Source organism: Mesorhizobium sp. M1428 (assembly GCF_040317515.1).
Lineage (GTDB): Bacteria > Pseudomonadota > Alphaproteobacteria > Rhizobiales > Rhizobiaceae > Mesorhizobium.
In genome coordinates this window covers 51,608-73,416 of sequence record NZ_JAMYKT010000018.1, presented here as the reverse complement: position 1 = coordinate 73,416, position 21,809 = coordinate 51,608, and the positions used below count along the sequence as shown (strand labels likewise).

General features: G+C 63.2%; 22 protein-coding genes. 13 read left to right on the top strand and 9 right to left on the bottom strand.

Annotated features, from left to right (window positions below; genetic code table 11):
* Positions 1–27: 27 nt before the first annotated feature.
* Complete coding sequence (locus tag NKG60_RS23175) at positions 28–948, bottom strand: LysR family transcriptional regulator (protein WP_352667454.1); 921 nt, start codon at positions 946–948, stop codon at positions 28–30.
* Positions 949–1,087: 139 nt separating this feature from the next.
* On the opposite strand from NKG60_RS23175, the gene NKG60_RS23170 reads away from it, so the two are divergent.
* The 4 genes from NKG60_RS23170 (at position 1,088) to NKG60_RS23155 (ending at position 5,460) form a co-directional block, all read left to right on the top strand.
* Positions 1,088–2,305 (top strand): urate hydroxylase PuuD, encoded by a 1,218-nt coding sequence (locus tag NKG60_RS23170; protein ID WP_352866508.1) that lies wholly within the window; start codon positions 1,088–1,090, stop codon positions 2,303–2,305.
* Position 2,306: 1 nt separating this feature from the next.
* Positions 2,307–3,620: a guanine deaminase gene (guaD, locus tag NKG60_RS23165; RefSeq protein WP_352975678.1), complete on the top strand. Its 1,314-nt coding sequence runs from the start codon at positions 2,307–2,309 to the stop codon at positions 3,618–3,620.
* A gap of 74 nt (positions 3,621–3,694) precedes the next feature.
* Positions 3,695–4,198 carry a heme-degrading domain-containing protein gene (locus NKG60_RS23160; RefSeq protein ID WP_352866512.1) on the top strand — a complete coding sequence of 168 codons (504 nt, stop codon included), beginning with the start codon at positions 3,695–3,697 and terminating at the stop codon, positions 4,196–4,198.
* A complete protein-coding gene (locus tag NKG60_RS23155) occupies positions 4,195–5,460 on the top strand; it encodes a glycerate kinase type-2 family protein (protein ID WP_352866516.1) in 1,266 nt (421 codons plus the stop codon). The genes NKG60_RS23160 and NKG60_RS23155 overlap by 4 nt, the downstream gene beginning before the upstream one ends.
* 1 nt (position 5,461) lies before the next feature.
* On the opposite strand, the gene NKG60_RS23150 is transcribed toward NKG60_RS23155, so the two are convergent.
* The 3 genes from NKG60_RS23150 to NKG60_RS23140 form a co-directional block, all read right to left on the bottom strand.
* Positions 5,462–6,184 (bottom strand): UdgX family uracil-DNA binding protein, encoded by a 723-nt coding sequence (locus tag NKG60_RS23150; protein ID WP_352866670.1) that lies wholly within the window; start codon positions 6,182–6,184, stop codon positions 5,462–5,464.
* Positions 6,185–6,248: 64 nt separating this feature from the next.
* Positions 6,249–7,670 carry a glutamine synthetase family protein gene (locus tag NKG60_RS23145; RefSeq protein WP_352975676.1) on the bottom strand — a complete coding sequence of 474 codons (1,422 nt, stop codon included), beginning with the start codon at positions 7,668–7,670 and terminating at the stop codon, positions 6,249–6,251.
* Positions 7,671–7,684: 14 nt separating this feature from the next.
* A complete protein-coding gene (locus NKG60_RS23140) occupies positions 7,685–9,067 on the bottom strand; it encodes an aspartate aminotransferase family protein (RefSeq protein WP_352866522.1) in 1,383 nt (460 codons plus the stop codon).
* Between the two features lie 157 nt (positions 9,068–9,224).
* On the opposite strand from NKG60_RS23140, the gene NKG60_RS23135 reads away from it, so the two are divergent.
* Entirely contained in the window at positions 9,225–9,680 is a 456-nt protein-coding gene (locus tag NKG60_RS23135) for a hypothetical protein (RefSeq protein ID WP_352975673.1), read from the top strand.
* A gap of 8 nt (positions 9,681–9,688) precedes the next feature.
* Here NKG60_RS23135 and NKG60_RS23130 read toward each other — a convergent pair whose 3' ends face one another.
* Positions 9,689–10,663 (bottom strand): WD40 repeat domain-containing protein, encoded by a 975-nt coding sequence (locus NKG60_RS23130; protein WP_352866525.1) that lies wholly within the window; start codon positions 10,661–10,663, stop codon positions 9,689–9,691.
* 154 nt (positions 10,664–10,817) lie between these two features.
* Complete coding sequence (locus NKG60_RS23125; RefSeq protein ID WP_352667481.1) at positions 10,818–11,885, bottom strand: CobW family GTP-binding protein; 1,068 nt, start codon at positions 11,883–11,885, stop codon at positions 10,818–10,820.
* Positions 11,886–12,084: 199 nt separating this feature from the next.
* Here NKG60_RS23125 and NKG60_RS23120 point away from each other — a divergent pair, with 199 nt between their 5' ends.
* Positions 12,085–12,864 carry an intradiol ring-cleavage dioxygenase gene (locus tag NKG60_RS23120; RefSeq protein ID WP_352866528.1) on the top strand — a complete coding sequence of 260 codons (780 nt, stop codon included), beginning with the start codon at positions 12,085–12,087 and terminating at the stop codon, positions 12,862–12,864.
* Between the two features lie 145 nt (positions 12,865–13,009).
* A complete protein-coding gene (locus NKG60_RS23115) occupies positions 13,010–13,492 on the top strand; it encodes a MarR family winged helix-turn-helix transcriptional regulator (RefSeq protein WP_352866531.1) in 483 nt (160 codons plus the stop codon).
* Between the two features lies 1 nt (position 13,493).
* On the opposite strand, the gene NKG60_RS23110 is transcribed toward NKG60_RS23115, so the two are convergent.
* A complete protein-coding gene (locus NKG60_RS23110) occupies positions 13,494–14,366 on the bottom strand; it encodes an AraC family transcriptional regulator (protein ID WP_352866672.1) in 873 nt (290 codons plus the stop codon).
* A 52-nt stretch (positions 14,367–14,418) separates the two neighbouring features.
* Between NKG60_RS23110 and NKG60_RS23105 the strand changes: the two genes are divergently transcribed.
* The 5 genes from NKG60_RS23105 (at position 14,419) to NKG60_RS23085 (ending at position 18,526) form a co-directional block, all read left to right on the top strand.
* Positions 14,419–14,826, top strand: a complete 408-nt coding sequence (locus NKG60_RS23105) for a DUF2000 family protein (protein ID WP_352667492.1) — start codon at positions 14,419–14,421, stop codon at positions 14,824–14,826.
* A gap of 199 nt (positions 14,827–15,025) precedes the next feature.
* Positions 15,026–15,910 (top strand): DMT family transporter, encoded by an 885-nt coding sequence (locus NKG60_RS23100; protein WP_352866534.1) that lies wholly within the window; start codon positions 15,026–15,028, stop codon positions 15,908–15,910.
* 68 nt (positions 15,911–15,978) lie between these two features.
* Positions 15,979–17,001 (top strand): LacI family DNA-binding transcriptional regulator, encoded by a 1,023-nt coding sequence (locus tag NKG60_RS23095; protein WP_023676245.1) that lies wholly within the window; start codon positions 15,979–15,981, stop codon positions 16,999–17,001.
* A complete protein-coding gene (locus NKG60_RS23090; RefSeq protein WP_352866536.1) occupies positions 16,998–17,978 on the top strand; it encodes a 2-hydroxyacid dehydrogenase in 981 nt (326 codons plus the stop codon). The genes NKG60_RS23095 and NKG60_RS23090 overlap by 4 nt, the downstream gene beginning before the upstream one ends.
* Before the next feature lie 152 nt (positions 17,979–18,130).
* Entirely contained in the window at positions 18,131–18,526 is a 396-nt protein-coding gene (locus NKG60_RS23085) for a hypothetical protein (protein ID WP_352866538.1), read from the top strand.
* A 14-nt stretch (positions 18,527–18,540) separates the two neighbouring features.
* Here the strand turns inward: NKG60_RS23085 and NKG60_RS23080 are convergent, their stop codons facing one another.
* The gene (locus tag NKG60_RS23080; protein ID WP_352866540.1) at positions 18,541–19,314 is read right to left on the bottom strand and encodes a gamma-glutamyl-gamma-aminobutyrate hydrolase family protein; all 774 of its coding nucleotides are present in this window, start codon (positions 19,312–19,314) and stop codon (positions 18,541–18,543) included.
* Positions 19,315–19,597: 283 nt separating this feature from the next.
* On the opposite strand from NKG60_RS23080, the gene NKG60_RS23075 reads away from it, so the two are divergent.
* Positions 19,598–20,707, top strand: a complete 1,110-nt coding sequence (locus NKG60_RS23075) for a TRAP transporter substrate-binding protein (protein ID WP_352667505.1) — start codon at positions 19,598–19,600, stop codon at positions 20,705–20,707.
* A 66-nt stretch (positions 20,708–20,773) separates the two neighbouring features.
* On the opposite strand, the gene NKG60_RS23070 is transcribed toward NKG60_RS23075, so the two are convergent.
* The gene (locus NKG60_RS23070; RefSeq protein WP_352866543.1) at positions 20,774–21,796 is read right to left on the bottom strand and encodes a zinc-dependent alcohol dehydrogenase family protein; all 1,023 of its coding nucleotides are present in this window, start codon (positions 21,794–21,796) and stop codon (positions 20,774–20,776) included.
* Positions 21,797–21,809: the final 13 nt, after the last annotated feature.

Genomic DNA, 21,809 nt, shown 5'->3' with positions numbered 1-21,809 from the left:
GACGGAAAGCAACCGGCCAGCCGACGATCATTTGCCGGCCAGAATATCCCTGATCAGCCGCTGGCAGCGCTCCGCCATGAAATCGAGCAGCAGCCGCACCTTCGGATCCTGCAGCTTCTTATGCGGGTAGACGGCGGCGAACTGCACCGGCGTCGGCGGCGTGTTGCTCAGGATCACCTTCAGCCGGTGGTCGCGGATAAACGGCTCGACCTCGAAGCGCGGCTTGTTGATGATGCCGCGGCCGGACAGCGCCCAGCCGGTCAGCACGTCGCCATCATCGGTATCGTAGGGGCCGTGCACCTCGAACTTTTGCGGGCCGTTCGGCGTCTGCAGCGTCCACACATATTCGCGCGCGCCGGAATAGCGCAGCATCAGGCAATCGTGTTTCTTGCCGATCAACTCCTGCGGCTCGGTCGGCTCGCCGCGCACTTCCAGATATTGCGGAGCCGCTACCAGCACGCGCTCGCATTCCATGATGCCGCGCATCCTGAGGCTGGAATCCTCGATGATGCCCAGCCGGAACGCAACGTCGATTCCTTCCTTCATGATATCGACATTGTGATCGGAAAGCCGGAGCCGCACCTCGATATCTGGGTACCTGTCGTGGAAATCCGGGATGCCGGATGCCACCAGCCGCCGCCCGAGGCCGAGCGGCGCTGTCACCTTTATGGTGCCGCGCGGCTGGCCGGATAACGCGCTCACCGCCGCTTCCGCCTCGGTGACCGCCTCCAGCACCTGCTTGGCGCCGGAGTAGAACACCGTGCCGTGCTCGGTCGGCATCAATTGCCGCGTCGTACGGTTGAACAGCCTGACGCCCAGGTGCTTCTCGAGCTCCTTGATCCGGTTGGAAGCGACCGCCGGCGAAATGCGCATGTCGCGCCCAGCCGCCGACAAATTGCCAAGTTCGACGACGCGGACAAAAACGGCGATGTTATCGAGATAGGCCATGCGGCTTCCGTGGCTCTCATGTGGCTGCGTATGATCAACCTAGTATTTTCCAATTTTTTTTGAAAGTCATCGTGCGTCTCGGCCCTTTCCGTTTGCGCTCCAGTCCGTAAAGTCAGTGGGTCGGCAGGGATGATTTTTCATGATGGATTTCGCGATATTCTGGGATTGGCTGAGTTTCGCCGTGCGCTGGCTGCACGTCGTCACCGGTATCGCCTGGATTGGGTCGTCCTTTTATTTCGTCGCGCTCGACCTCGGCCTGCGCCAGCGTCCGGGCATGCCCGCCGGAGCCTTCGGCGAGGAATGGCAGGTGCATGGCGGCGGCTTCTACCATGTGCAGAAATATCTGGTGGCACCGGCTGAAATGCCCGAGCACCTGACCTGGTTCAAATGGGAATCCTACGCCACCTGGCTGTCAGGCTTCGCCATGCTGTGCGTCGTCTACTATGCCGGGGCGGACCTGTTCCTGATCGATCCCAATGTGCTCGCCATGTCGGTGCCTACAGGCATCTTGCTGTCGCTGGCGACGATCGGCGTCGGCTGGGTGGTCTACGATCTCTTGTGCCGTTCGCCGCTCGGCAACAGCGACACCGGTCTGATGCTGGTGCTCTACGGCGTGCTGGTGTTCATGGCCTGGGGACTGACCCACTTGTTCACCGGCCGCGCCGCTTTCCTGCATCTTGGCGCCATCACCGCGACGATCATGTCGGCCAACGTTTTCATGGTCATCATCCCCAACCAGAAGATCGTCGTCGCCGACCTGATCGCCGGCCGTAAGCCAGATCCGAAATACGGCAAGATCGCCAAGCAGCGCTCGCTGCACAACAATTACCTGACGCTGCCGGTTTTGTTCCTGATGCTGTCGAACCATTATCCGCTGGCGTTCGGGACAGAGTTCAACTGGGTCATCGCCTCGCTGGTGTTCATCATCGGCGTGCTGATCCGGCACTATTTCAACACCAGGCATGCGCGCAAAGGCAATCCGACCTGGACCTGGCTGGCGGCCGCCGTCCTGTTCGTCGTCATCATCTGGCTGTCGACGGCACCGAAGCAGCTGACCGGCGAGGCGAAGGCGTCAGCGGCGGCCCAGGTCTACGTCGCCTCGGCGCATTTCCCTGCCGTGCGTGATACGGTGCTTGGCCGCTGTTCGATGTGCCACGCGGCGGAGCCGTCCTACGAGGGCATTTACCACGCGCCGAAGGGCGTGATGCTCGATACCAATGCCGGCATCGCCGAGCACGCCGGCGAGATCTACCTGCAGGCCGGACGCAGCCACGCCATGCCGCCCGCCAACGTCACCCAGATCACCGACAAGGAACGGGCGCTGCTGGTGGCATGGTTCGAAGGCGCGGGGAAATAGCATGACCAGCACGCTGCTGCGCGGCCGCACGCTGTCGTTTTTGCGCTGGCCCGAAACCATCGACGACCACTCCGCCTGGCGCTACGAGCAAGATGGCGGCTTGCTGCTCCGCGACGGCAGGATCGTTGCCGCGGGCGCCTATGCCGAGGTTGAGAAAAAGGCGGGCGAGGGAACAAAAAAGATCGACCACAGGCCGCATCTGCTGCTGCCCGGGTTCATCGATGCGCACGCGCATTTTCCGCAGATGCAGGTCATCGCTTCCTATGGCGCCGAGCTGCTCGACTGGCTGAACACCTACACCTTTCCGGAAGAGGCAAAATTCCAGAACGTCCAGCATGGCCGCCGTATCGCCAGGCTGTTCCTGGACGAAGTGTTGCGCCACGGCACGACGACGGTCGCGGCCTATTGCTCGGTGCACAAGGAATCGGCCGAAGCGTTCTTTGCCGAGTCGCACGACCGCAACATGCTCAACATCGCCGGCAAAGTGATGATGGACCGCAACGCACCGGAAGGCGTGCTCGACACGCCGCAATCGGGCTATGACGACAGCAAGGCGTTGATCGATGAGTGGCACGGCAACGGGCGCCAGCACTATGCCATCACGCCGCGCTTCGCCATCACTTCGTCGCCCGAGCAATTGGAGATGGCGGGCGCGCTCTGCCGCGAATATCCTGATCTGCACATGCAGACGCATCTGTCGGAAAACCACGCCGAGATCGCCTTCACGCAGCAGCTTCATCCGCAGGCGCGCGACTATACCGATGTCTATGAGCATTACGGGCTGCTCGGCCGCAGAAGCCTGTTCGGCCATTGCATTCATCTCTCGGAACGCGAGGCGGATGCGCTTTCCGATAGCGGTTCGGTGGCGGTGTTCTGCCCGACTTCCAACCTGTTTCTCGGCTCGGGCCTGTTCGATTATCAGCGCTATCGCCGCCGCGAGAAGCCGCTCCGCATCGCCGCCGCCACCGATGTCGGCGGTGGCACCAACTATTCGATGCTGCGCACCATGGACGAGGGCTACAAGGTGATCGCGTTGAACGGCGAGAAGCTCAATCCGTTCCAGTCGTTCTGGCAACTGACCCGCGGCAATGCCGAGGCGCTGTCGCTTGCGGAAAAGATCGGCACCCTGGAGGAAGGCAGCGACGCCGATATCATCGTGCTCGACGCCCGCGCCACGCCGGCGATGCGGCTGCGGGTGGAGACGGCAGACACGCTCGCCGAGGAATTGTTTCTGCTGCAGACGCTCGGCGACGACCGCGCCGTGCGCGAGGTCTATGTCGCCGGCTGCGCGGCCAAGACGGATATGGCGGTTTAGCCGTCATATGCGGCCGGCTTGACCGGGCGGCAGCCATCCGCCAAAGCAACAGGCGAGATTGACAGGGGAACGACATGGCCGTTGCGGACGACATCGCTCTGATCGAGAAACAGGAAGCCACGCTTGTCTTTTCGGCCTTCGATGAAGCCGTCGCTTTCAAGATCGGCTCGGCGATCCGCGATCGGGCTCTCAAGGAAAACCAGCCGATCATCGTCGATATCAGAACTTTCGACCGGCCGCTGTTCTATGCGGCAATGCCCGGCTCGAACGCTTCAAATCCCGATTGGGCGCGGCGCAAGATCAACGTGGTACGGCGGTTCCTGAAAAGCACCTACCGCATGGTGCTGGAGCAGCAGCGCCCCGACCGCAGCTTCAAGCCCGGCGAGGGACTGAACATTGCCGACTACGTGCTGGCCGGCGGCGGCTTTCCCATCACTGTCAAGGGCGCCGGCGTCATCGGCGTGATCGCCGTCTCGGGCCTGCCGGAGCGTGGGGACCATGGCGTGGTCGTCGATGCGCTTTGTGAGTATCTCGGCATAAATGCGCGCGAGCTGGCATTGCCGGCGGAAGCACAATGACAGAGATAGACCCCAAGCTCTTTCTCATTTCGATCTTCAACGCCGCCGTTGCCGCCGCCGATCCCCAGAGGACGATCAAGGATCATTTGCCGGCAAGGCCGAAGGGCCGGACCATCGTCATCGGTGCCGGAAAAGGCTCGGCGCAGATGGCGGCGGCTTTCGAGAAAATGTGGGACGGGCCGATCGAAGGGCTGGTCGTCACCCGCTACGGCTATGGCGCGGCCTGCCGGCGCATCGAGATCATCGAGGCGGCGCATCCTGTGCCGGATGCCGCGGGGCTCGAAGCTTCCCGACGGCTGCTCGAAAAAGTCCAGGGACTGACTGCGGACGACCTTGTCGTGGCGCTCATTTCCGGCGGCGGCTCGGCGCTGCTGCCGTCACCTGCCGAAGGTCTGACGCTGGCCGATGAGATCGCCGTCAACGAGGCGCTGCTCGCCTCCGGCGCGCCGATCGCCGCGATGAACACCATCCGCAAGCATGTTTCCACGATCAAGGGCGGCAGGCTGGCGGCCGCTGCCTATCCAGCCAGGGTGGTGTCGCTGGTGGTCTCCGACATTCCGGGCGATAACCCGGCGCTGGTCGCTTCTGGTCCGACCGTGCCGGATATAGGCAGCCGTGAGGACGCATTGGCGTCGATCGCTGCCTATGGCATGAGCCTGCCGGCTTCGGTCATGGCGCATATCAATTCGCCGGCGGCCGATGCACCGCGTCCGGACGACTCGCGTTTTTCGCGCAACGAGGTACATCTGATCGCCTCGGCCGGCGTATCGCTGGAAGCGGCTGCGGCCGAGGCCAGGCACCAAGGTATCGAAGCGGTCATCCTCTCCGATTCCATCGAGGGCGAGGCGCGTGAGGTCGGCGGCGTCCACGCCGCGATCGCGCGCGAAGTGGCGACGCGCAACCGGCCATTCGCAAAGCCGGTGTTGATCCTGTCGGGCGGCGAGACGACCGTGACCTTGCGCGCGAAAGGCAAGGGCGGCCGCAACTCTGAATTCCTGCTCGCCTTCGCCATCGGCATCAGCGGCATGGCGGGCGTCTACGCACTGGCCGCCGACACCGACGGCATAGACGGTTCGGAAGACAATGCCGGCGCCTTCGCCGACGGCTCGACAGTGTCGCGGATGCATAAGGCGGGCGTCGATGCCAAGGCCATGCTTGCCGGCAACAACGCCTGGACGGCATTCAATGCCGCAGATGACCTTTTCGTACCCGGTCCGACCGGCACGAACGTCAACGATCTCCGGGCGATATTGATCAAATAGTTCAGGCGGCCATCAGCTTTTTCACCGCTCTCATATCCTGCAGGAACCGCTCGCGTTCTGCCTGCTTGTCCGCCGGCTCGCGAATGCGCAGGATGAAGGACGGGTGGATGGTGACGAAGACACGCAAGCCATCGTCGCGCTCCACCACCGCTCCGCGCATCTTCATGATCGGCATCACCTTGCCGAGCAGCGCCTGCGCCGCCGTTGCGCCGAGCGCTACCGCCAGATTGGGCTTGATCAGATCGATCTCCTTGTCGAGCCACCAGCGGCAAGCCTGCACCTCGCCGGCGTTCGGCTTGGAGTGGATGCGCCGCTTGCCGCGCGGCTCGAACTTGAAATGCTTGACCGCGTTGGTGACGTAGACTTTCAGCCGGTCGACGCCGGCATCGTCCAGGATCGCGTCGAACACCTTGCCGGCCGGACCGACGAAAGGTTTGCCCGCCAGGTCCTCCTGGTCGCCCGGCTGTTCGCCGACGAAGATCACCTTAGCTTTGTCAGGGCCCTCACCGAACACGGTCTGCGTGGCGTCGTGCCATAGCGGACAGCGGCGGCAGATCTTGGCCGTTTCGCGCAGTTCAGGAATCGTCCTGGCGTCGATTTCTGTCGTTTCCGGGGATTTGCCGGTCGGCAAGCCTCTCGACTGCACCTTGGCGTGGTGCGGCGTGGGGGTCGTCTGCATCCTGGCGATCATGGCTGATGCGGCCTTGTCCGCTCCTGCAATCAGAACCGGAATGAGCGAAGCCCACCGAAGGTTCCGTTGAATTTATTCGGCGTGGCCAACGTGATGCCTACACCTCGTGCAGATAGAGGTGATAATCCAGTTCGCTGACCGTGCGCGCCACGCGCAGATATTCCGACTGCTTGATCGCCACGAACGTCCGGTGCAGGTCTTCGCCCAATGCACCCTTGAGGAAACTCGACGCCCTTGCCGCCTCGATCGCGGCACGCCAGTCGACCGGCATCGTCGTGCGCGTGACGGCCGATTCGTAGCCATTGCCGGTGGTTTCAGGACCGGGATCGAGGCCTTCGTCAAGGCCTTTGACGATGCCCGCCAGCACCGTTGCTGCCACCAAATAAGGATTCGCGTCGACGCCCGATGGCCGGTGCTCGATGCGGCGGTTCTTGGCATCGCCAGCCGGCACACGCAGCGCCACCGAACGGTTGTTGACGCCCCAGGTCGGCGCCACCGGCGCATAGGATTGCGAGACGAAACGCCGCCATGAGTTGGCGTGCGGCGCGAAGACCAGCATCGATTCCGCCATCGTCTGGATCAGTCCGCCGAGGCCGCGCAGCAGCGGCAGCGACCAGCTTTCGCCGCCGGCTTCGGCAAAGACGTTCTTGCCGGCATCGTCCAGCAGCGAGACATGAAAATGCATGCCAGAGCCGGCATACTTCTCGATCGGCTTGGCCATGAAGCAAGCGGTGACACCATGACGGCGCGCCTGCGCCCGCACCAGCCGCTTGAGCATGACGAGATCGTCGGCTGCCCGCATCACGTCCTTGCGGTAGTTGAGTGTCAGCTCGTACTGGCCGGGCGCATATTCCGAGATGACCGTCTCGGCCGGGATGCCCTGCACCTTGGCTGCGGCGTAGATGTCGGAAAACAGCGGCTCCATGCCGTGCAGATGGTCGACGGAATAGACCTCCGTCTTGGCCGAGCGGCGTCCGTCGAGTACCGCGTGCGCCGGCTGCACCTTGCCTTCGGCATCGCGCTCGTTGGCGAGCAGGAAGAATTCGAGCTCGAAGGCGCCGGCCGGATGCAGGCCCTTGGCCGCGAGGATGTCCACCTGGCGGGCGAGCGCCAGCCGCGGGTCGGACGACATCGGCTGGCCATCGAGATGGTACATCGCCATCAGGGCCTGGCCGCGCGGCGGCTGGGTGCCGAACAGCGGCACCAGTGTGCCGGGGATCGGCCACGCCCGCAGGTCGCCGTCGCCGGTCGTCCAGATCAGCCCGGTCTCGTGAACATCCTCGCCGGTGATGTCGAGGCCGAGGATCGAGATCGGCATGTGCCGGCCACTCTCGAAGATGCTCATCAACTCGTGCCGGCGCACGATCTTGCCGCGCCCGACGCCATTGGCGTCAGTCAGCACGATGTCGAACGCTTCGATCTCGGGATGAGCGTCGAGAAAGGCCTGCGCCTCGGCGGGCGTCGAGCCCGAAGGGGATGCCGTGACCAGGTTCAAACTTTGCTTGGGCGCTTGTTTCATGCCGCAAGCTTGTCTCACGCCGTAAGCTTTGCCGCAACCGCGCCGAAGGCAGTGATCAGCCGGTTCACCTGGGCGGTGCTGGTCGCAGGAGAGATCAGCATCATGTTGTGGAAGGGTGCGATCAGCACGCCGCGATTGACCAGCGCGACATGGATTGCCGCTTCGAGCTCCGGCACGTGCGCAACTTCCGCTTCGCCGCCGTTCCTCAGCGGGCCCGGCGCGCAGATGAACTCGACACGGGCACCGACGCGAGCAACATGCCAGGGCAGACGATGGCGATCGATGACGGCGGTCAGCCCGGCGTCGAGCCGCCGCGCCAGATGGTCCATATGGCTGTAGTTCGCGTCGGTCATGACGTATTCGAGCGTGGCGCGCATCGCTGCGAATTGCAGCGGATTGGCCGACAGCGTTGTCCCCATGCCGGAATATCCGGGCTCCTTCCGGCTGTCATAAGCGGCATAGCGGGCCGCAACGTCTTCGCTCATGCCCCAGACGCTCGCCGGTATGCCGCCGGCAATCGGCTTGCCGAGCACGAACAGGTCCGGCTCCAGCCCGTGTTTGCTGGTATAGCCGCCGGGACCGGTCGAGATCGTATGCGTCTCGTCGATTAGCAGCAGCGTGCCGGTCGCACGGGTGAGACGCCGCAAGCCATCGTGAAAGCCGGCTTCGGGCAGCACCATGCAGGAATTGGTCAGCACCGGCTCGGTGATGACGCAGGCGACATCGTTGCCGCGGAGCGCCGCGTCGAGCGCCGGCAGATCGTTGAACTCGACGACATCAGTCGCCCGCGTCAGGTCGCGGAACTCGCCGGCCAGGCCCGGTCGATTCACCGCTTTCCCGGCGACCAGCCGCACCATCGTCTCGTCGACCGAGCCATGATAGCAGCCGTTGAAGACCAGTATCTTCTCCCGGCCGGTAACGGCGCGGGCAACGCGCAGCGCGAAGCGGTTGGCATCGGTCGCCGTCGTCGCGATCTGCCACAACGGCAAACCGAAACGCTGCTGCAGCAGCGGCCCGATGACGAGCGCGTCCTCGGCAGGCAGCATGTAGGTCAGGCCGCGTCCGGCCTGCCTGCGGATGGCGCGTGCGACCGGCGGCGGCGAATGACCGAACATCGAACCGGTGTCGCCAAGGCAGAAATCGTCGAGCCGGTTGCCGTCGATATCGCTGATGACGGCGCCCCTGGCGCTATCGACGAGGATCGGGAACGGCGTCGGCCAGTCGTTCATCCAATGCATCGGCACGCCGCCGAAGAAGCCGGGCAGGCCATTGCCGATTTTCGCCATCGATTTCGGCCGCGCCCGGCGGAAGACTTCTGCCTCGACCGCGCGCAACTTGGCGATCCGCGCCGGGCCGATGCCGCCGATGGAAGTCTTTGCATGGTTGATGACGTTCATGGCGGCCCTCTCAGTCGCACTTTAGACAATCGGCGTCCGCCACCGCAATTGGCCGGGCGGCTGCCCTGTGTTGGGTCAGCGGTCATTTGAATGAAAACAGGCGCTTGACCACGAGCCGCCTTCGGGCGCCAATGGCACTTCGGCTGGAGGGGACAAGATGGTGCGGGCGATCGTCTGCGCAGTAATGCTGCTGTCGTCGGTTGGAGCGGCTCTGGCGTCCGGCGGCATCTGGTGTTCCGCCGAGGACGCAGCCGTCAAATTTCAGGTCGGTGCCGGGGTCACCAGAGGCATGGGCGGGCCGACCTTCAATTTTAGCGGCGAGCTCGAAATTCTGGGCAGGCCGGCTGCCGACAGTCTGCGCAAGACGGTGTTCGAGGATCAGAACCTCACGCAATATTGGCTCGACAACAAGGAATTGCGGCTGCTCGTCTACCACGAACGGCAGGTCGAAAATGCCTACGGCTATGTCGAACTGGCGATCCTGACCAAGGCCAGTGACGAAGGCGTCTATGACGGCCGCTATTTGCTCTCAATCTATGATGTTACGGCTGATGCCGAAAAGGACGGCAAACCGAATGAATTGACCGGCAAAGTATCTTGCGGAGCCGAGTAAGTAACAGGTTACGCCGAAATATCGATGACGCCGCAATCGCCCGCAGCGCTGCCGAAGGCGACGCGGCGCTCTTCCTTGTCCCACATCATCGAGGTGATGGCGCCCTTGCCCGGCCGGCGCAACAGCACTTCCCTGGCGTCGGCGAAGCGCACCGCCATCACCATGCCGTCATCATAGCCGATGGCAACGACGTCCTGGCTCGGGTGACAGGCGACGGAGGTGACCATCGCATTGCCGCGCGTGCCGAGTTCCAGCGGCGCCTTGCCCATCGGCCCGTCCTTGCCGGAAAACGGCCAGACGATCGCCGCTGGCGCGCCGGAACTCGCCAGCCATTTGCCCTTGGCGCTCCACGACAGGCTTTTGACCTTGCCGGGGTAGCCGGACATCCGCATGTGCTTGCCGTCGGCGAGCTTCCAGCCATGCAGCGCGTTTTCCTGCATTGTGGTGACGACGAAGCCGCCGTCCGGCGAGAAGGTGATGCCGGTGTGGGCGCCGGCCCATTCGAGCTCGACCGGCTTGCCGTCGGCGGCCGGGAAATGCAGCGTCGCGCCGTTGTAGCGGGCAACGCCGAAGCGCATGCCCTTGGGCGAGAAGGCAAGCCCCTCGACCGAGCGCGGATGCGAGAATTCCCTGGGTTTGCTGTCGGCAAAGCGCACATAGGCAATCTTGCCCGAAGCATAGGCAACAGCGCCTTGCGGCCCGGCGGCGACGCTGGTGATCCATTTTTTGCCCGCGGCCGCCAATTCCGCAGTATTGCCGCCTGCGGTCACGGCAAAGATCTTGCCGTCCTCACCACCGGTGATCAGCCGGTCGTTTGCCGCATCATGGAAGGCGGCGAGCATTCCGTCATTGGCCTGCACCGTCTTGTGGCCGTGGTCGAGCCGATGGATTGTGCCGTCAGCCAGCGCAAAATGCGGCACGTCACCGAGGAATACGGCGGCGAGGCAGTGGCCTTCGAGATCGAGCGGGGCGACTGTCGGCATGAGAGATCATTCCGTTTGAGATTTCTGCTGCCTCACCCTTAAGGGGTTGAGCTGCGGGTCTCAACCCGTGCTTCGGATCGTCGTGAGGAGAGACCGCCAGCGTTGCGGGCTGCTCCTTCTCTCACAAGGGGAGAAGGAAGAAAGGGCAGCTAAATCAAGCGGCCTGGCAGGCCTCGAAACTGTTCCTAAGCCGCTCGGCGTCGAGTTCGCGGCCGATGAACACCAGCCGGCTCTCGTGCTTCTCGCCGTCCTTCCAGGCGCGCTGGTGATCGCCCTCGATGATCATGTGCACGCCCTGGATGACATAGCGCTCTTCATCGCCCTTCAGCGCGATGATCCCTTTCAGCCGCAGGATGTTCGGGCCTTCCATCTGGGTGACCTTCTCGATCCACGGGAAGAACTTTTTCGGGTCCATCTCGCCGCCGCGCAGCGACACCGACTGCACGGTCACGTCATGGATGTCGGAAGCGTGCGCATGATGATGCCCGTCATGATCGTGGTGATCATGGCCGTCGTGATCATGGTGATGGTGGTCATGATCATGATCATGATGGTCGTGATCGTCATGCGCCTCGAGGAAGTGCGGATCGTTCTCCAGCGCCCGGGACAGGTCGAACGCACCGCGATCGAGCACCTCGGACAGCGCCACGCTGGCGCGTGTGGTGCGATGGATTCGTGCCGCCGGGTTGATGGCGCGGATCGTCGCCTCCACCTTGCTCAGCTCTTCGGGGGTGACCAGATCGGTCTTGTTGAGCACGACGACATCGGCAAAGGCGATCTGGTCCTCGGCCTCGCGGGAATCCTTCAGACGCAGCGGCAGGTGCTTGGCGTCGACCAGCGCCACCACCGCATCGAGCCTGGTCTTGGAACGCACGTCGTCGTCCATGAAGAAGGTTTGCGCTACCGGCACGGGATCGGCGAGGCCTGTGGTCTCGACGACGATGGCGTCGAAGCGGCCGGGTCTGCGCATCAGGCCTTCGACGACGCGGATCAGGTCGCCGCGCACCGTGCAGCAGACGCAGCCATTGTTCATCTCGTAGATTTCCTCGTCGGATTCCACGATCAGCTCGTTGTCGATGCCGATCTCGCCGAATTCATTGACGATGACGGCGTAGCGCTTGCCATGGTTTTCCGAAAGGATGCGGTTGAGCAGTGTCGTCTTGCCGGCGCCGAGATAGCCGGTGAGGACGGTTACGGGGATCTGCGTCTGTGCGTCGCTCATATTGTGCCTCGAATAGGGATTGTCGGCTCCATATAGGATGTGTGCTCGGCTTTTGCACGAGGCAAACCTGTGGGCCAAAGAGAGGCCGGTATTGCCGAACTTTCCTCACATTGCCGAACTTTCATTGGCGCGGGCTGGCGGTAGGGCCTAGATAGGCCGAGGATCATTACAGGGGCTGTTCGCACTGAAGAGGCGCCAGATGTCCGACAAGTCCTTGCCACTAAGCCGTCGGCAGGCGCTCCGCCTCGTTGCGGTTACCGCTGGCGGCATATTCCTGCCAGCCGGTGCAAGGGCCGGGCAGGTTTCGCCCTATGCCGGGCTTGCCTTGTTCGAAGCCGGTGCCGGCGTCTGCGCCATCACGCCCGAGGTCACCGAAGGGCCGTTCTATTTCGACCCGAAGCTTGAACGCACCGACGTCACCGAGGGCAAGAAAGGCATCGCCCTCAATGTGCGGCTGCAAATCGTCGACGCCGCCTGCCGGCCGCTTCCCGGCGCACGCGTCGATATCTGGCATTGCGACGCCCAGGGCGCCTATTCCGGCTATCCCGGACAGGGCGACGGGCAGGATATCGACACGTCCGGCCAGAGCTTTCTCCGCGGCTGGCAGAGAACCGATGAAAGCGGCATTGCTTCTTTCGCCACCATCTATCCCGGCTGGTATCGTGGCCGCACCACCCACATCCATTTCAAGATCTTCCCCGACGACCGCTCGGTGATGACCGGCCAGATGTTCTTCCCCGACAGCCTCAGCGAGCAGATATTCGCCACCGTCGCGCCCTATAAAGATCGCCCCGGCAAACGCGACACATCGAACGCGCGGGACGGCATTGCGCGGCAGGCCGGGCCGCTGTCGCAGGCGGCGCTGCGGGAAATGGCGGACGCCTTTCAGGCCTTGATGGTGGTCGCGGTGAAGGCCGTTGAGAACGCCTCGCCACGTCCCCATCCAGCCATTGCGGAAAGTCGTTTGTCATCTAACTGAAATAAACATCTGGCATTAGCCACGGCGAACACCGCGAAGCTTGCCGGCAAAGCTATTTTCCGAGCCGGAATGTTTTCGATCGTCATTGCCAATCGGCGGCCTGCTTCTATGCTGCCCGCACCGGTTCGGCCGAGGAGGGATGAGCATGGCCAAGGCGGACAAGACTGCAACAATGAGCCGGCTGCATTCGGCGGCGCGGCTGGCGCGCACGGCGCTCGCCGCCCGGCTTCTGGCGCATGGCTTCTATGCCGGCCAGGACCAGATCATGCTGGCGCTCGACCGCGAGGATGGGCAGACGCCCGGCAATCTTGCCGGCCGCCTCGGCGTGCGTCCGCCGACCATCACCAAGACCATCAACCGGCTGCAGGCGCAGGGCTTTCTGGAAAAGCGCGCCTCGTCCGCCGATGCCCGCCAGGCGCATATCTTCCTCACCGACACCGGCCGCGAAATCATCCACGCCATCGAGAAATCGGTGAAGAAGACCGAAAAGCAGGCATTGAAGGGTCTCGACAAGAAGGACCAGAAAGCGCTGTTCAAGCTGCTTGCCCGTGTAGAGGCGAACCTGTCGAACGGCGAAATGGTGCTCCCCGATGACGAACTGGATATCGAAGACAACATCCTTGAATAACTCACGCGTTCGCCACTGACGGCCGTCGCGTGAGTGCCGACCAGCGTCCCGGTGTGACGCCGAACGCCTTTTTGAAATGCCGATTGAAATGGCTTTGGTCACTGAAGCCGGCTGCGATGGCGATTTGCGCCAGTGGCTCGTCGGCTTCGATCATCCGACGGGCTCGTTGAAGCCGGCGCATCAGCAGGAACCGGTGCGGGCTGGTGGAGAAGGTGGCGCGGAAATGCCGCGACAGGGCATACCGGTCCAATCCGGTTATCGCCTCCAATTCATCCGAACGTACAATCCGCGCGACATTTTCCTCCAGATAGTCGCGCGCCAGGCTGGCGGCGCGCCACGCAGTTTTCGCTACCGGTTTCGCCGGCTGACCGGCGTGCCGGGCCAGGCTTTGCATAAGCTGCGTCATGAAATCGACGACAAACAGCTCGTCCAGTTCCTGATTCAGCGGCCCGAGCGCCGAAAGCAGCGTCGCCCGGAGATCGCGGTCTGTCACCACGGCATTCCCGACGAATGGCAGTGATCCGCCGCCGAGGCAATCGAGCATCAGGGACGGCTCCAAATACAGCATTCTGTACCGCAAACCATCTTCGGTGCCAGCACCGCCATCGTGCAGTTCGTCGGGATGAAGGATAATGATCTGGCCAGGCAGGCTCTGATGCGTTTGGCCGCGATAGCGGAAGCGCTGCACGCCATAAAGCGTCACCCCGATCGCATAGGTGTCGTGGCGATGGAGATCGAAGGCGTTGCCGTGGAACCGGGCCTCGATGCGTTCCATGCCGGCAGCACGGGGTGCCGGTACGATGCAGTTTTCGGCTGCATCCATGCACAAACGTCCAAGACCCTGAAAGGCTTCCCCGTCTAGATCGTGCGGCATCGCTTCTCTCGCAGCCTCGGATTGGCCCCCTTTTCGGATTGGAAACTGTCGCATGTTCGATACGAAATTTGCAATCGTGCTCAAGGATGACCTTCCCGTCTGGCAGAAGCTCAATGTCACCGCCTTTCTGACCAGCGGCATCGTCGCGCAATTTCCCGACATTATCGGCGACCCCTACCGTGATCGCGCCGGCAATATCTACAACCCGCTGTCGATCCAGCCGGTCATCGTGCTTTCGGCGGACGGCCAGACGCTCGGCGCGATTCAGCGGCGGGCGCTGGAGCGTGGTGTGACGGTCTCGCTCTATGTCGAGGAAATGTTTTCGACTGGGTATGATCTGGCCAACCGTGCCGTCTTTGCCGAATTTGCGCCGGAGGATGCCAAGGTGGTCGGCATCGCGCTTCGCGCCGAAAAGAAGCTCGTCGACAAGATCACCAAGGGCGCCCGCATGCACACCTGAGTCGTCGGCCACTGGGTCGGCCACCAAGAAACAAAAACTGAGCCTGTCGGCGGCTGTCGTTGTGCCAGCCCATTTTGGCTTGCCCGCAGGCGACAATTGCCGCATTGGTGAGGGACTGCCTTGCTTCCCGTCCGGCCTGAAATTGAATGCTCCCCCAAGACATGACGAAAGCGCGACATCGCCGGCGGCGATCCTGTGCATGCTTTCCGTCTACGTGTTTTTCACCTTCCTCGACACCAGCAGCAAATATCTTGTCCTGGCCGGCGTCTCGGCGCTGATCGTCGCCTGGACCCGCTTCGCGGTCCATGTGCTGATCGTCGGCGTCTTTCTGCGCGGATGGCGCGAGCCGCTGCGCTTTCGCCCCGCCAACCTGCCGGCGCATCTCACGCGCGGTCTGCTCCTGTTCGGATCGACGATATGCAACATTCTGGCGCTGCGGACGCTGCAGCTGGCGGAAACCACCTCGATCTACTTCTTCGGCCCGATGGTGATCACCGCGCTTGCCGGTCCGTTGCTCGGCGAATGGGCCGGCTGGCGGCGCTGGCTGGCGATCATGGGCGGCTTTGTCGGCGTCCTCATCATAACCCGGCCGGGCGTCGGCGTCTTTGGCGTCGGCCATCTCTTTGCGCTCGGCTCGATGCTGTCGAACAGTTTCTACGTCATCATGACGCGCCGCATGTCGGCCACGGAAACCTCGGAAAGCCTCATCCTGTTTTCGGCGCTGGCGCCGGCCGTGCTGCTGCTGCCGACACTGCCATTTTCGCTTTCGCTGCCACAGGATGGCTGGCACTGGTTCATATTGCTGATGCTGGGCGTCTTCGGCGCCCTTGGCCATTGGCTACTTGTGCAGGCCTATCGCCTTGCCACCACCACGGCCCTGGCCCCCTATCCCTATTCGCAGATGATCTGGATGATCGTCTCCGGCTTGATCGTTTTCAACCAGTTTCCCGATCGCTGGACACTGGCCGGTGCCACAGTGATCGTCGCCAGCGGCCTCTATATCGTCCACCGCGAGCGCCGGCTTCGCTTGCGCAACCGCGCGACGCTGGACGCGGAGGCGGAGGCGCTGGCAAAAAAACTTTGATTTGCTCGGGATCGATGGCATAAGAGCCGGCCTTTAAACAGTTTAAATTGCTTCGGGAGCGCAGGGCGCTGGCACAGAAGATCAAGCTTTCGACCATCGCGGATGCACTCGGCGTGTCCACGGCCACGGTCTCGCTGGCCTTGCGTGACAGCCCGCTGGTCGCCGGCGGCACCCGCGACCGCATCAAGGAACATGCCCGCGCCATCGGCTATATCTACAACCGCCGCGCCGCCAGCCTGCGCACCTCGCGCTCGGGCATTGTCGGCGTCGTCGTCCACGACATCATGAACCCGTTCTTTGCCGAGATATTGCGTTCGATCGAGAGCGAGCTCGACCGCAGCCGGCAAACCTTCATCCTGTCGAACCATTACGACCAGCTCGAGAAACAACGCACCTTCATCGACACGCTTCTGCAGCTCGGCGCTGACGGGGTCATCATGTCGCCGGCCATCGGCACGCCGCCCGAAGACATAATCATGGCCGAGGAGAACGGTCTCCCGGCAGTGCTGATTGCACGCACCGTCGAAGGTGCCGACGTGCCGGTGTTTCGCGGCGATGATGCCTATGGCACCGGGCTTGCTACCAATCATCTGATCTCGCTTGGCCACAAGCGCATCGCAATGATCGGCGGCACCGATCAGACGTCGACCGGCCGCGACCGCTATCAGGGATATGTCAACGCCATGGAGGCGGCGGGGCTTGAGGTCAGGCCATCCTGGCGCATCGCCGGCCCACGCACCAAGCAGGCGGGCTTCGAGGCTGCCGGGCAGTTCCTGGCGCTAAAGGACAGGCCGACCGCGGCCTGCTGCTGGAATGACCTCGTCGCCATCGGGCTGATGAACGGCATTGCGCGCGCCGGTCTGGTGCCGGGCATCGACATCTCCGTTACTGGCTATGACGACCTCGAGGAGGCGGCGATCGCGACACCGGCGCTGACCACGGTCTGGAACGGCCAGCGTGAGGTTGGCCGCCGGGCCGCCAGCGCGCTGCTCGACAAACTCAACGGACAGACGGTGCGGCCGTCGCAGGAACTGATCAAGCCGGAACTGCATGTGCGCCAGTCGACCGGCAAACCGGTGGAACGTGCATGACAAAAACCGAACAGCAAGCTGTCGCCATTCTGGTGCCGGGCCAGTTCAACGACCATGCGGTCGGCCGCATCGACGGGGCGTTCAGCCGCGTCCGGATCGAACGCGCCGATCCATCGCTGGTCACCGACGACATGCGCCGTACGGTGCGCGGCATAGCCGCCTTTGGCGGCATAAGCGCCGCGTTGATGGACGCGCTGCCAAAGCTCGAGATCATCGCCAATTTCGGCGTCGGCTATGATTCTGTCGATGTCCGCCACGCCGCACAGCGCGGCATCATGGTCACCAACACACCGGACGTCCTGACCGAGGAGGTTGCCGATACGGCGCTCGGCTTGTTGATCAACACCATCCGCGAACTGCCGCGCGCCGAGGCCTGGCTGCGCGACGGCAGTTGGCTGCGCAAAGGCAATTATCCGCTGAGCCGGCTGACCTTGCGCGGGCGCCATGTCGGTATCTTTGGCATGGGCCGCATCGGCCTCGCCATTGCCCGCCGGCTCGACGCTTTCGGGCTGCCCATCGCCTACCACAACCGGCGCCGCGTCGAAGGCCTGTCCTATGATTATCACCCGACGCTGAAAGGTCTCGCCGAGGCGGTCGACACACTGATCTCGGTGGCGCCCGGCGGGGCCTCGACGGAAAAGGCCGTCAATGCCGAAATCCTCTCGGCCCTTGGGCCGAACGGCGTCTTCGTCAATATCGGCCGGGGCAGTACGGTCGACGAACCAGCCCTTGCCGCCGCACTTGCCAGCGGCAGCATCGCCGCTGCCGGGCTAGATGTCTTTGCCGACGAGCCGAATGTGCCAGCGGCGTTGCTTGCCGCGCCCAACACCTCGCTTTTGCCGCATGTCGGCTCGGCCTCGCAGCACACCCGCCGCGCCATGGCGGACCTGTGCGTCGACAATCTGGTTTCGTGGTTTTCGCAGCGCAAGGCGCTGACGCCGGTGCCGGAGACGGCAAACGTCAAGGCGAGGCTGTGACCGCCATATTATTGTTAACTTCAGCTTAACCCTTGGGAATCATTCTGAGCCCTTCGCAGTGTATGTCCGCCTGACAGCACATGACAGCAAGATGAAGCGCGCCTCCCTGATCTCTTCGACCGCGGCGCGCTTGAAATGCGCGGAGAAACAGGATGAAGACGCTTCCTGCATTGATGGCAGTCGCTGTGCTGTTCGGCAGCGTCCAGCTGTTTTACGCCGGTAGCGGTGAAAGCCGTGCAGCCAGCGAGTCACCACCTTCATCCGGCAACTACAGGCTGGTAGCCCATGGCGACGAGGCGTCTTGTGCGGTCAGCCGCGGCGCCGAGATTTCGCACGGCCTGTCGCTGTTGACCGTCGCCGCAAATTGCCGCCGGGTGTTGCCCGGCGTCGAGCAGGCGAAGTTCTGGCGAGAGCAGGATGACGGCACGGTCACCTTCAGCGCCAACGGCACCGATCCGATCGTCATGTTCTCAGTCGCCGACGGCGATGGCTACGAATCCTACGCGCCGGCGCTACCGCTGCTGACGCTGGCGTCGGCCGGCAACTAACGAGCGCGGCAGGACTACTCCGCGGCTGCGCGCGCACCCGATTTCGCCGCCTGATGCAGGCGCACCGCATCGCCGAATACGCGAAATATCTTTACCGAGATGCTGTCCGATTTGACCCAGTATTCGGGATGCCACTGGACGCCGACGGCGAAAGCCCGTGCATCGCGCACCGAAACCGCCTCGACAGTGCCGTCGGCCGCGACCGCTTCGACCTGCAGCTTTGGGCCAAGCCGGTCGATGGCCTGGCGATGCACCGAATTGACCATGATGTCGCCGGCGCCGAAGACCCCGGCCAGGCAGCTGCCGGGTTTTATCGACACGCTCTGGCGGATGGCGAAGCGTTCGTCCTGATTGTCGCTTGCCGGCGCACGATGATCGAGCGAACCGGCGCGTTCCTGGATTTCGGTGGCCAGCGTGCCACCCAGCGCCACATTCATCTCCTGGATGCCGCGGCAGATGGCGAGCAACGGCACGCCGCGCTCCACCGCCCGGCGGATCAGCGGCAGCGTGGTGGCGTCGCGGGCGGGGTCGTAAGGACCATTGGCTTCGCTGGCGTCACCGCCATACAGCGAGGGATGAACGTTCGATTTGGAACCGGTGACCATGACGCCGTCGACTGCGGAAAGCAGTTCATCGAAGTCGAGCCGGTCGCCGAAGGACGGTACCAGCAGCGGGAACACGCCTGCCCCCGAAAGCGCCGCCTCAAGATATTGCTGCGGCGCGGCATGCCAGGTGTAATTGTCGAACTGGCGGACGTCGGTCGATATTGCGACGAGCGGCTGGTGCATTTGGTCCGGATCCCATCGGGTGCAACGAATTATCTGCCTGCAAAATAGGCGATCCGAAGGCGCATTTCCATGGCAAGTTTCGGCGTGTCGCGTAGCTAGTTAATCGACCTTAGACTATAGTTGCAAGATCTGCCCCAACGCCGTGAATTTCCCCGAAATGCGCCCCTCAAACCGGACTGCCGCGCTGGACTCGACTCCTTGCCTGTGTATTGTCGGCTCGAAGCCGATCCGGGCGCCGAAGTGTCCCGAATGTCGGTCAGTGGATCCAAAAGGGAGGAACTTCATGGATCGTCGTTCGTTCATCCGCAAGGCCGGCACCGCCGGCGTTGGCGCCGCGGCCGCTGCCGCGACACTTGCCGCGCCGGCCATCGCCCAGTCCAATCCGAAAGTGACCTGGCGGCTGGCGTCGTCCTTCCCGAAGTCGCTCGACACGATCTATGGCGGTGCCGAAGTGTTTTCCAAGATGCTGTCGGAGGCGACCGACGGCAACTTCCAGGTCCAGGTCTTTGCCGCCGGCGAACTCGTTCCCGGCCTGCAGGCCGCCGATGCCACCACTGCCGGCACAGTGGAGGCCTGCCATACGGTGGCATACTATTACTGGGGCAAGGACCCGACCTGGGCGCTGGGAGCGGCGGTTCCGTTCTCACTCAACGCGCGCGGCATCAACGCCTGGCACTATCATGGCGGCGGCATCGATCTGTTCAACGAGTTCCTGGCGACGCAGGGTTTGTTCGGACTGCCGGGCGGCAATACCGGCGTGCAGATGGGTGGCTGGTTCCGCAAGGAGATCAAAACGGTCGCCGACCTTTCCGGCCTCAAGATGCGTATCGGTGGTTTTGCCGGCAAAGTGGTGCAACGGCTCGGCGTGGTTCCGCAGCAGATCGCCGGTGGCGACATTTATCCGGCGCTGGAAAAAGGCACGATCGATGCCGCCGAATGGGTCGGCCCCTACGACGACGAGAAGCTCGGCTTCTACAAGGTTGCGCCCTATTACTACTATCCCGGCTGGTGGGAAGGTGGACCGACTGTCCATTTGATGTTCAACAAGGCGAAATACGACGAACTTTCGCCGGCTTACAAGTCGCTGGTGCATACTGCCGCTCAAGCGGCCGACGCCAACATGCTGCAGAAATACGACTATCTCAATCCGGCGGCGATTAAGCGGCTGGTTGCCGGCGGTGCCAAGTTGAGCCCATTCAGCCAGGAGATCATGGCCGCCTGTTTCGAAAAGGCCAACGAAGTCTATGCCGAGATGGAAGCCTCGAACGCGCCGTTCAAGAAGATCTGGGACTCGATCAAGGCGTTCCGCAAGGAGCATTATCTCTGGGCGCAGGTGGCCGAGTACAACTACGACACCTTCATGATGGTCCAGCAGCGCAACAGCAAGCTCTGAATCTTGCTGCTCTGCGGCGCCGGCGTTCCTTCGGGACGCTGGCGCCGCAGAGCATTCCGTTTGCGATCAGCCGGGCACCACCAGAACCTTGACCTCGCCCGGCGCAGGCGGATTGGCGATCACTGCAGCTGACTCTTCAAGCGTGACCTGCCGCGATATAAGCCGGTCTACCTCGATCGCCCCGGAGGCGATAAGATCGGCGGCCCGGCGATGGGTAAAGGGGTTGAGGAAGGAGCCCAGGACCTTCAACTCGCGGAACAGCAGGTCGAACGGTTCGAACGCCGCTTTCATGCGTTGCGGCATCACGCCGACGATGACAACGGTGCCGCCTGCTTTGGCCAGCCGCATCGACTGCTCAACAGTGTCTTTCACGCCGGCGCATTCGAACACCACGTCGACGCCGCCCGGCATCAAACCCGACCGGCCGACGATCGTGTCGGTGACGTCGGAAGCACTGGGATCGACCGTCGCCGTTGCGCCAAGTTGCTCGGCAAGAGCCCGCCGCGAGGCCTGACGCGTCGACAGGATGATGGTCGTCGCACCGGCGAGCTTTGCCAGCTGAACGGTGAGCAGGCCGATCACGCCGCCGCCGAGCACCGCGACCGACGAGCCTGGTTTGATCGCGGCAAGGTCCACGCCATGCAGGCAGCAACCGAGCGGCTCACAGAAAGCACCATGCGTAGGCTTCAGATCGCCTGGCAAGACGAAAGCCTGTTTCTGCGGCAAGGCAAGATATTCGGCAAAGCCGCCATCGCGATGGATACCGATGGCGCGCAAATTACCGCAGAGATTGACCCGGCCCGCCTGGCAATGCGCACAGCGCCCGCAGGCAATATTGGGGTCGCCGGTAACGCGGTCGCCGACGGAAAAGCCGGATACGGCAGGTCCGACCGCCTCGACGATGCCGGAGAATTCATGCCCGAGCGTCACTGGCGGCGTGCACGGGAATTCACCATGGAAAAGGTGCCGGTCGGTGCCGCAGACGCCGCACGCCTCGATGCGCACCAGCAGCTCGTCCGGCCCGACGGTCGGTTTCTCGACCTCGCACACGGCGAGGCCGCCCACTCGCTCCAACCGAACTGCCTTCATGGCCGCCGGGCCT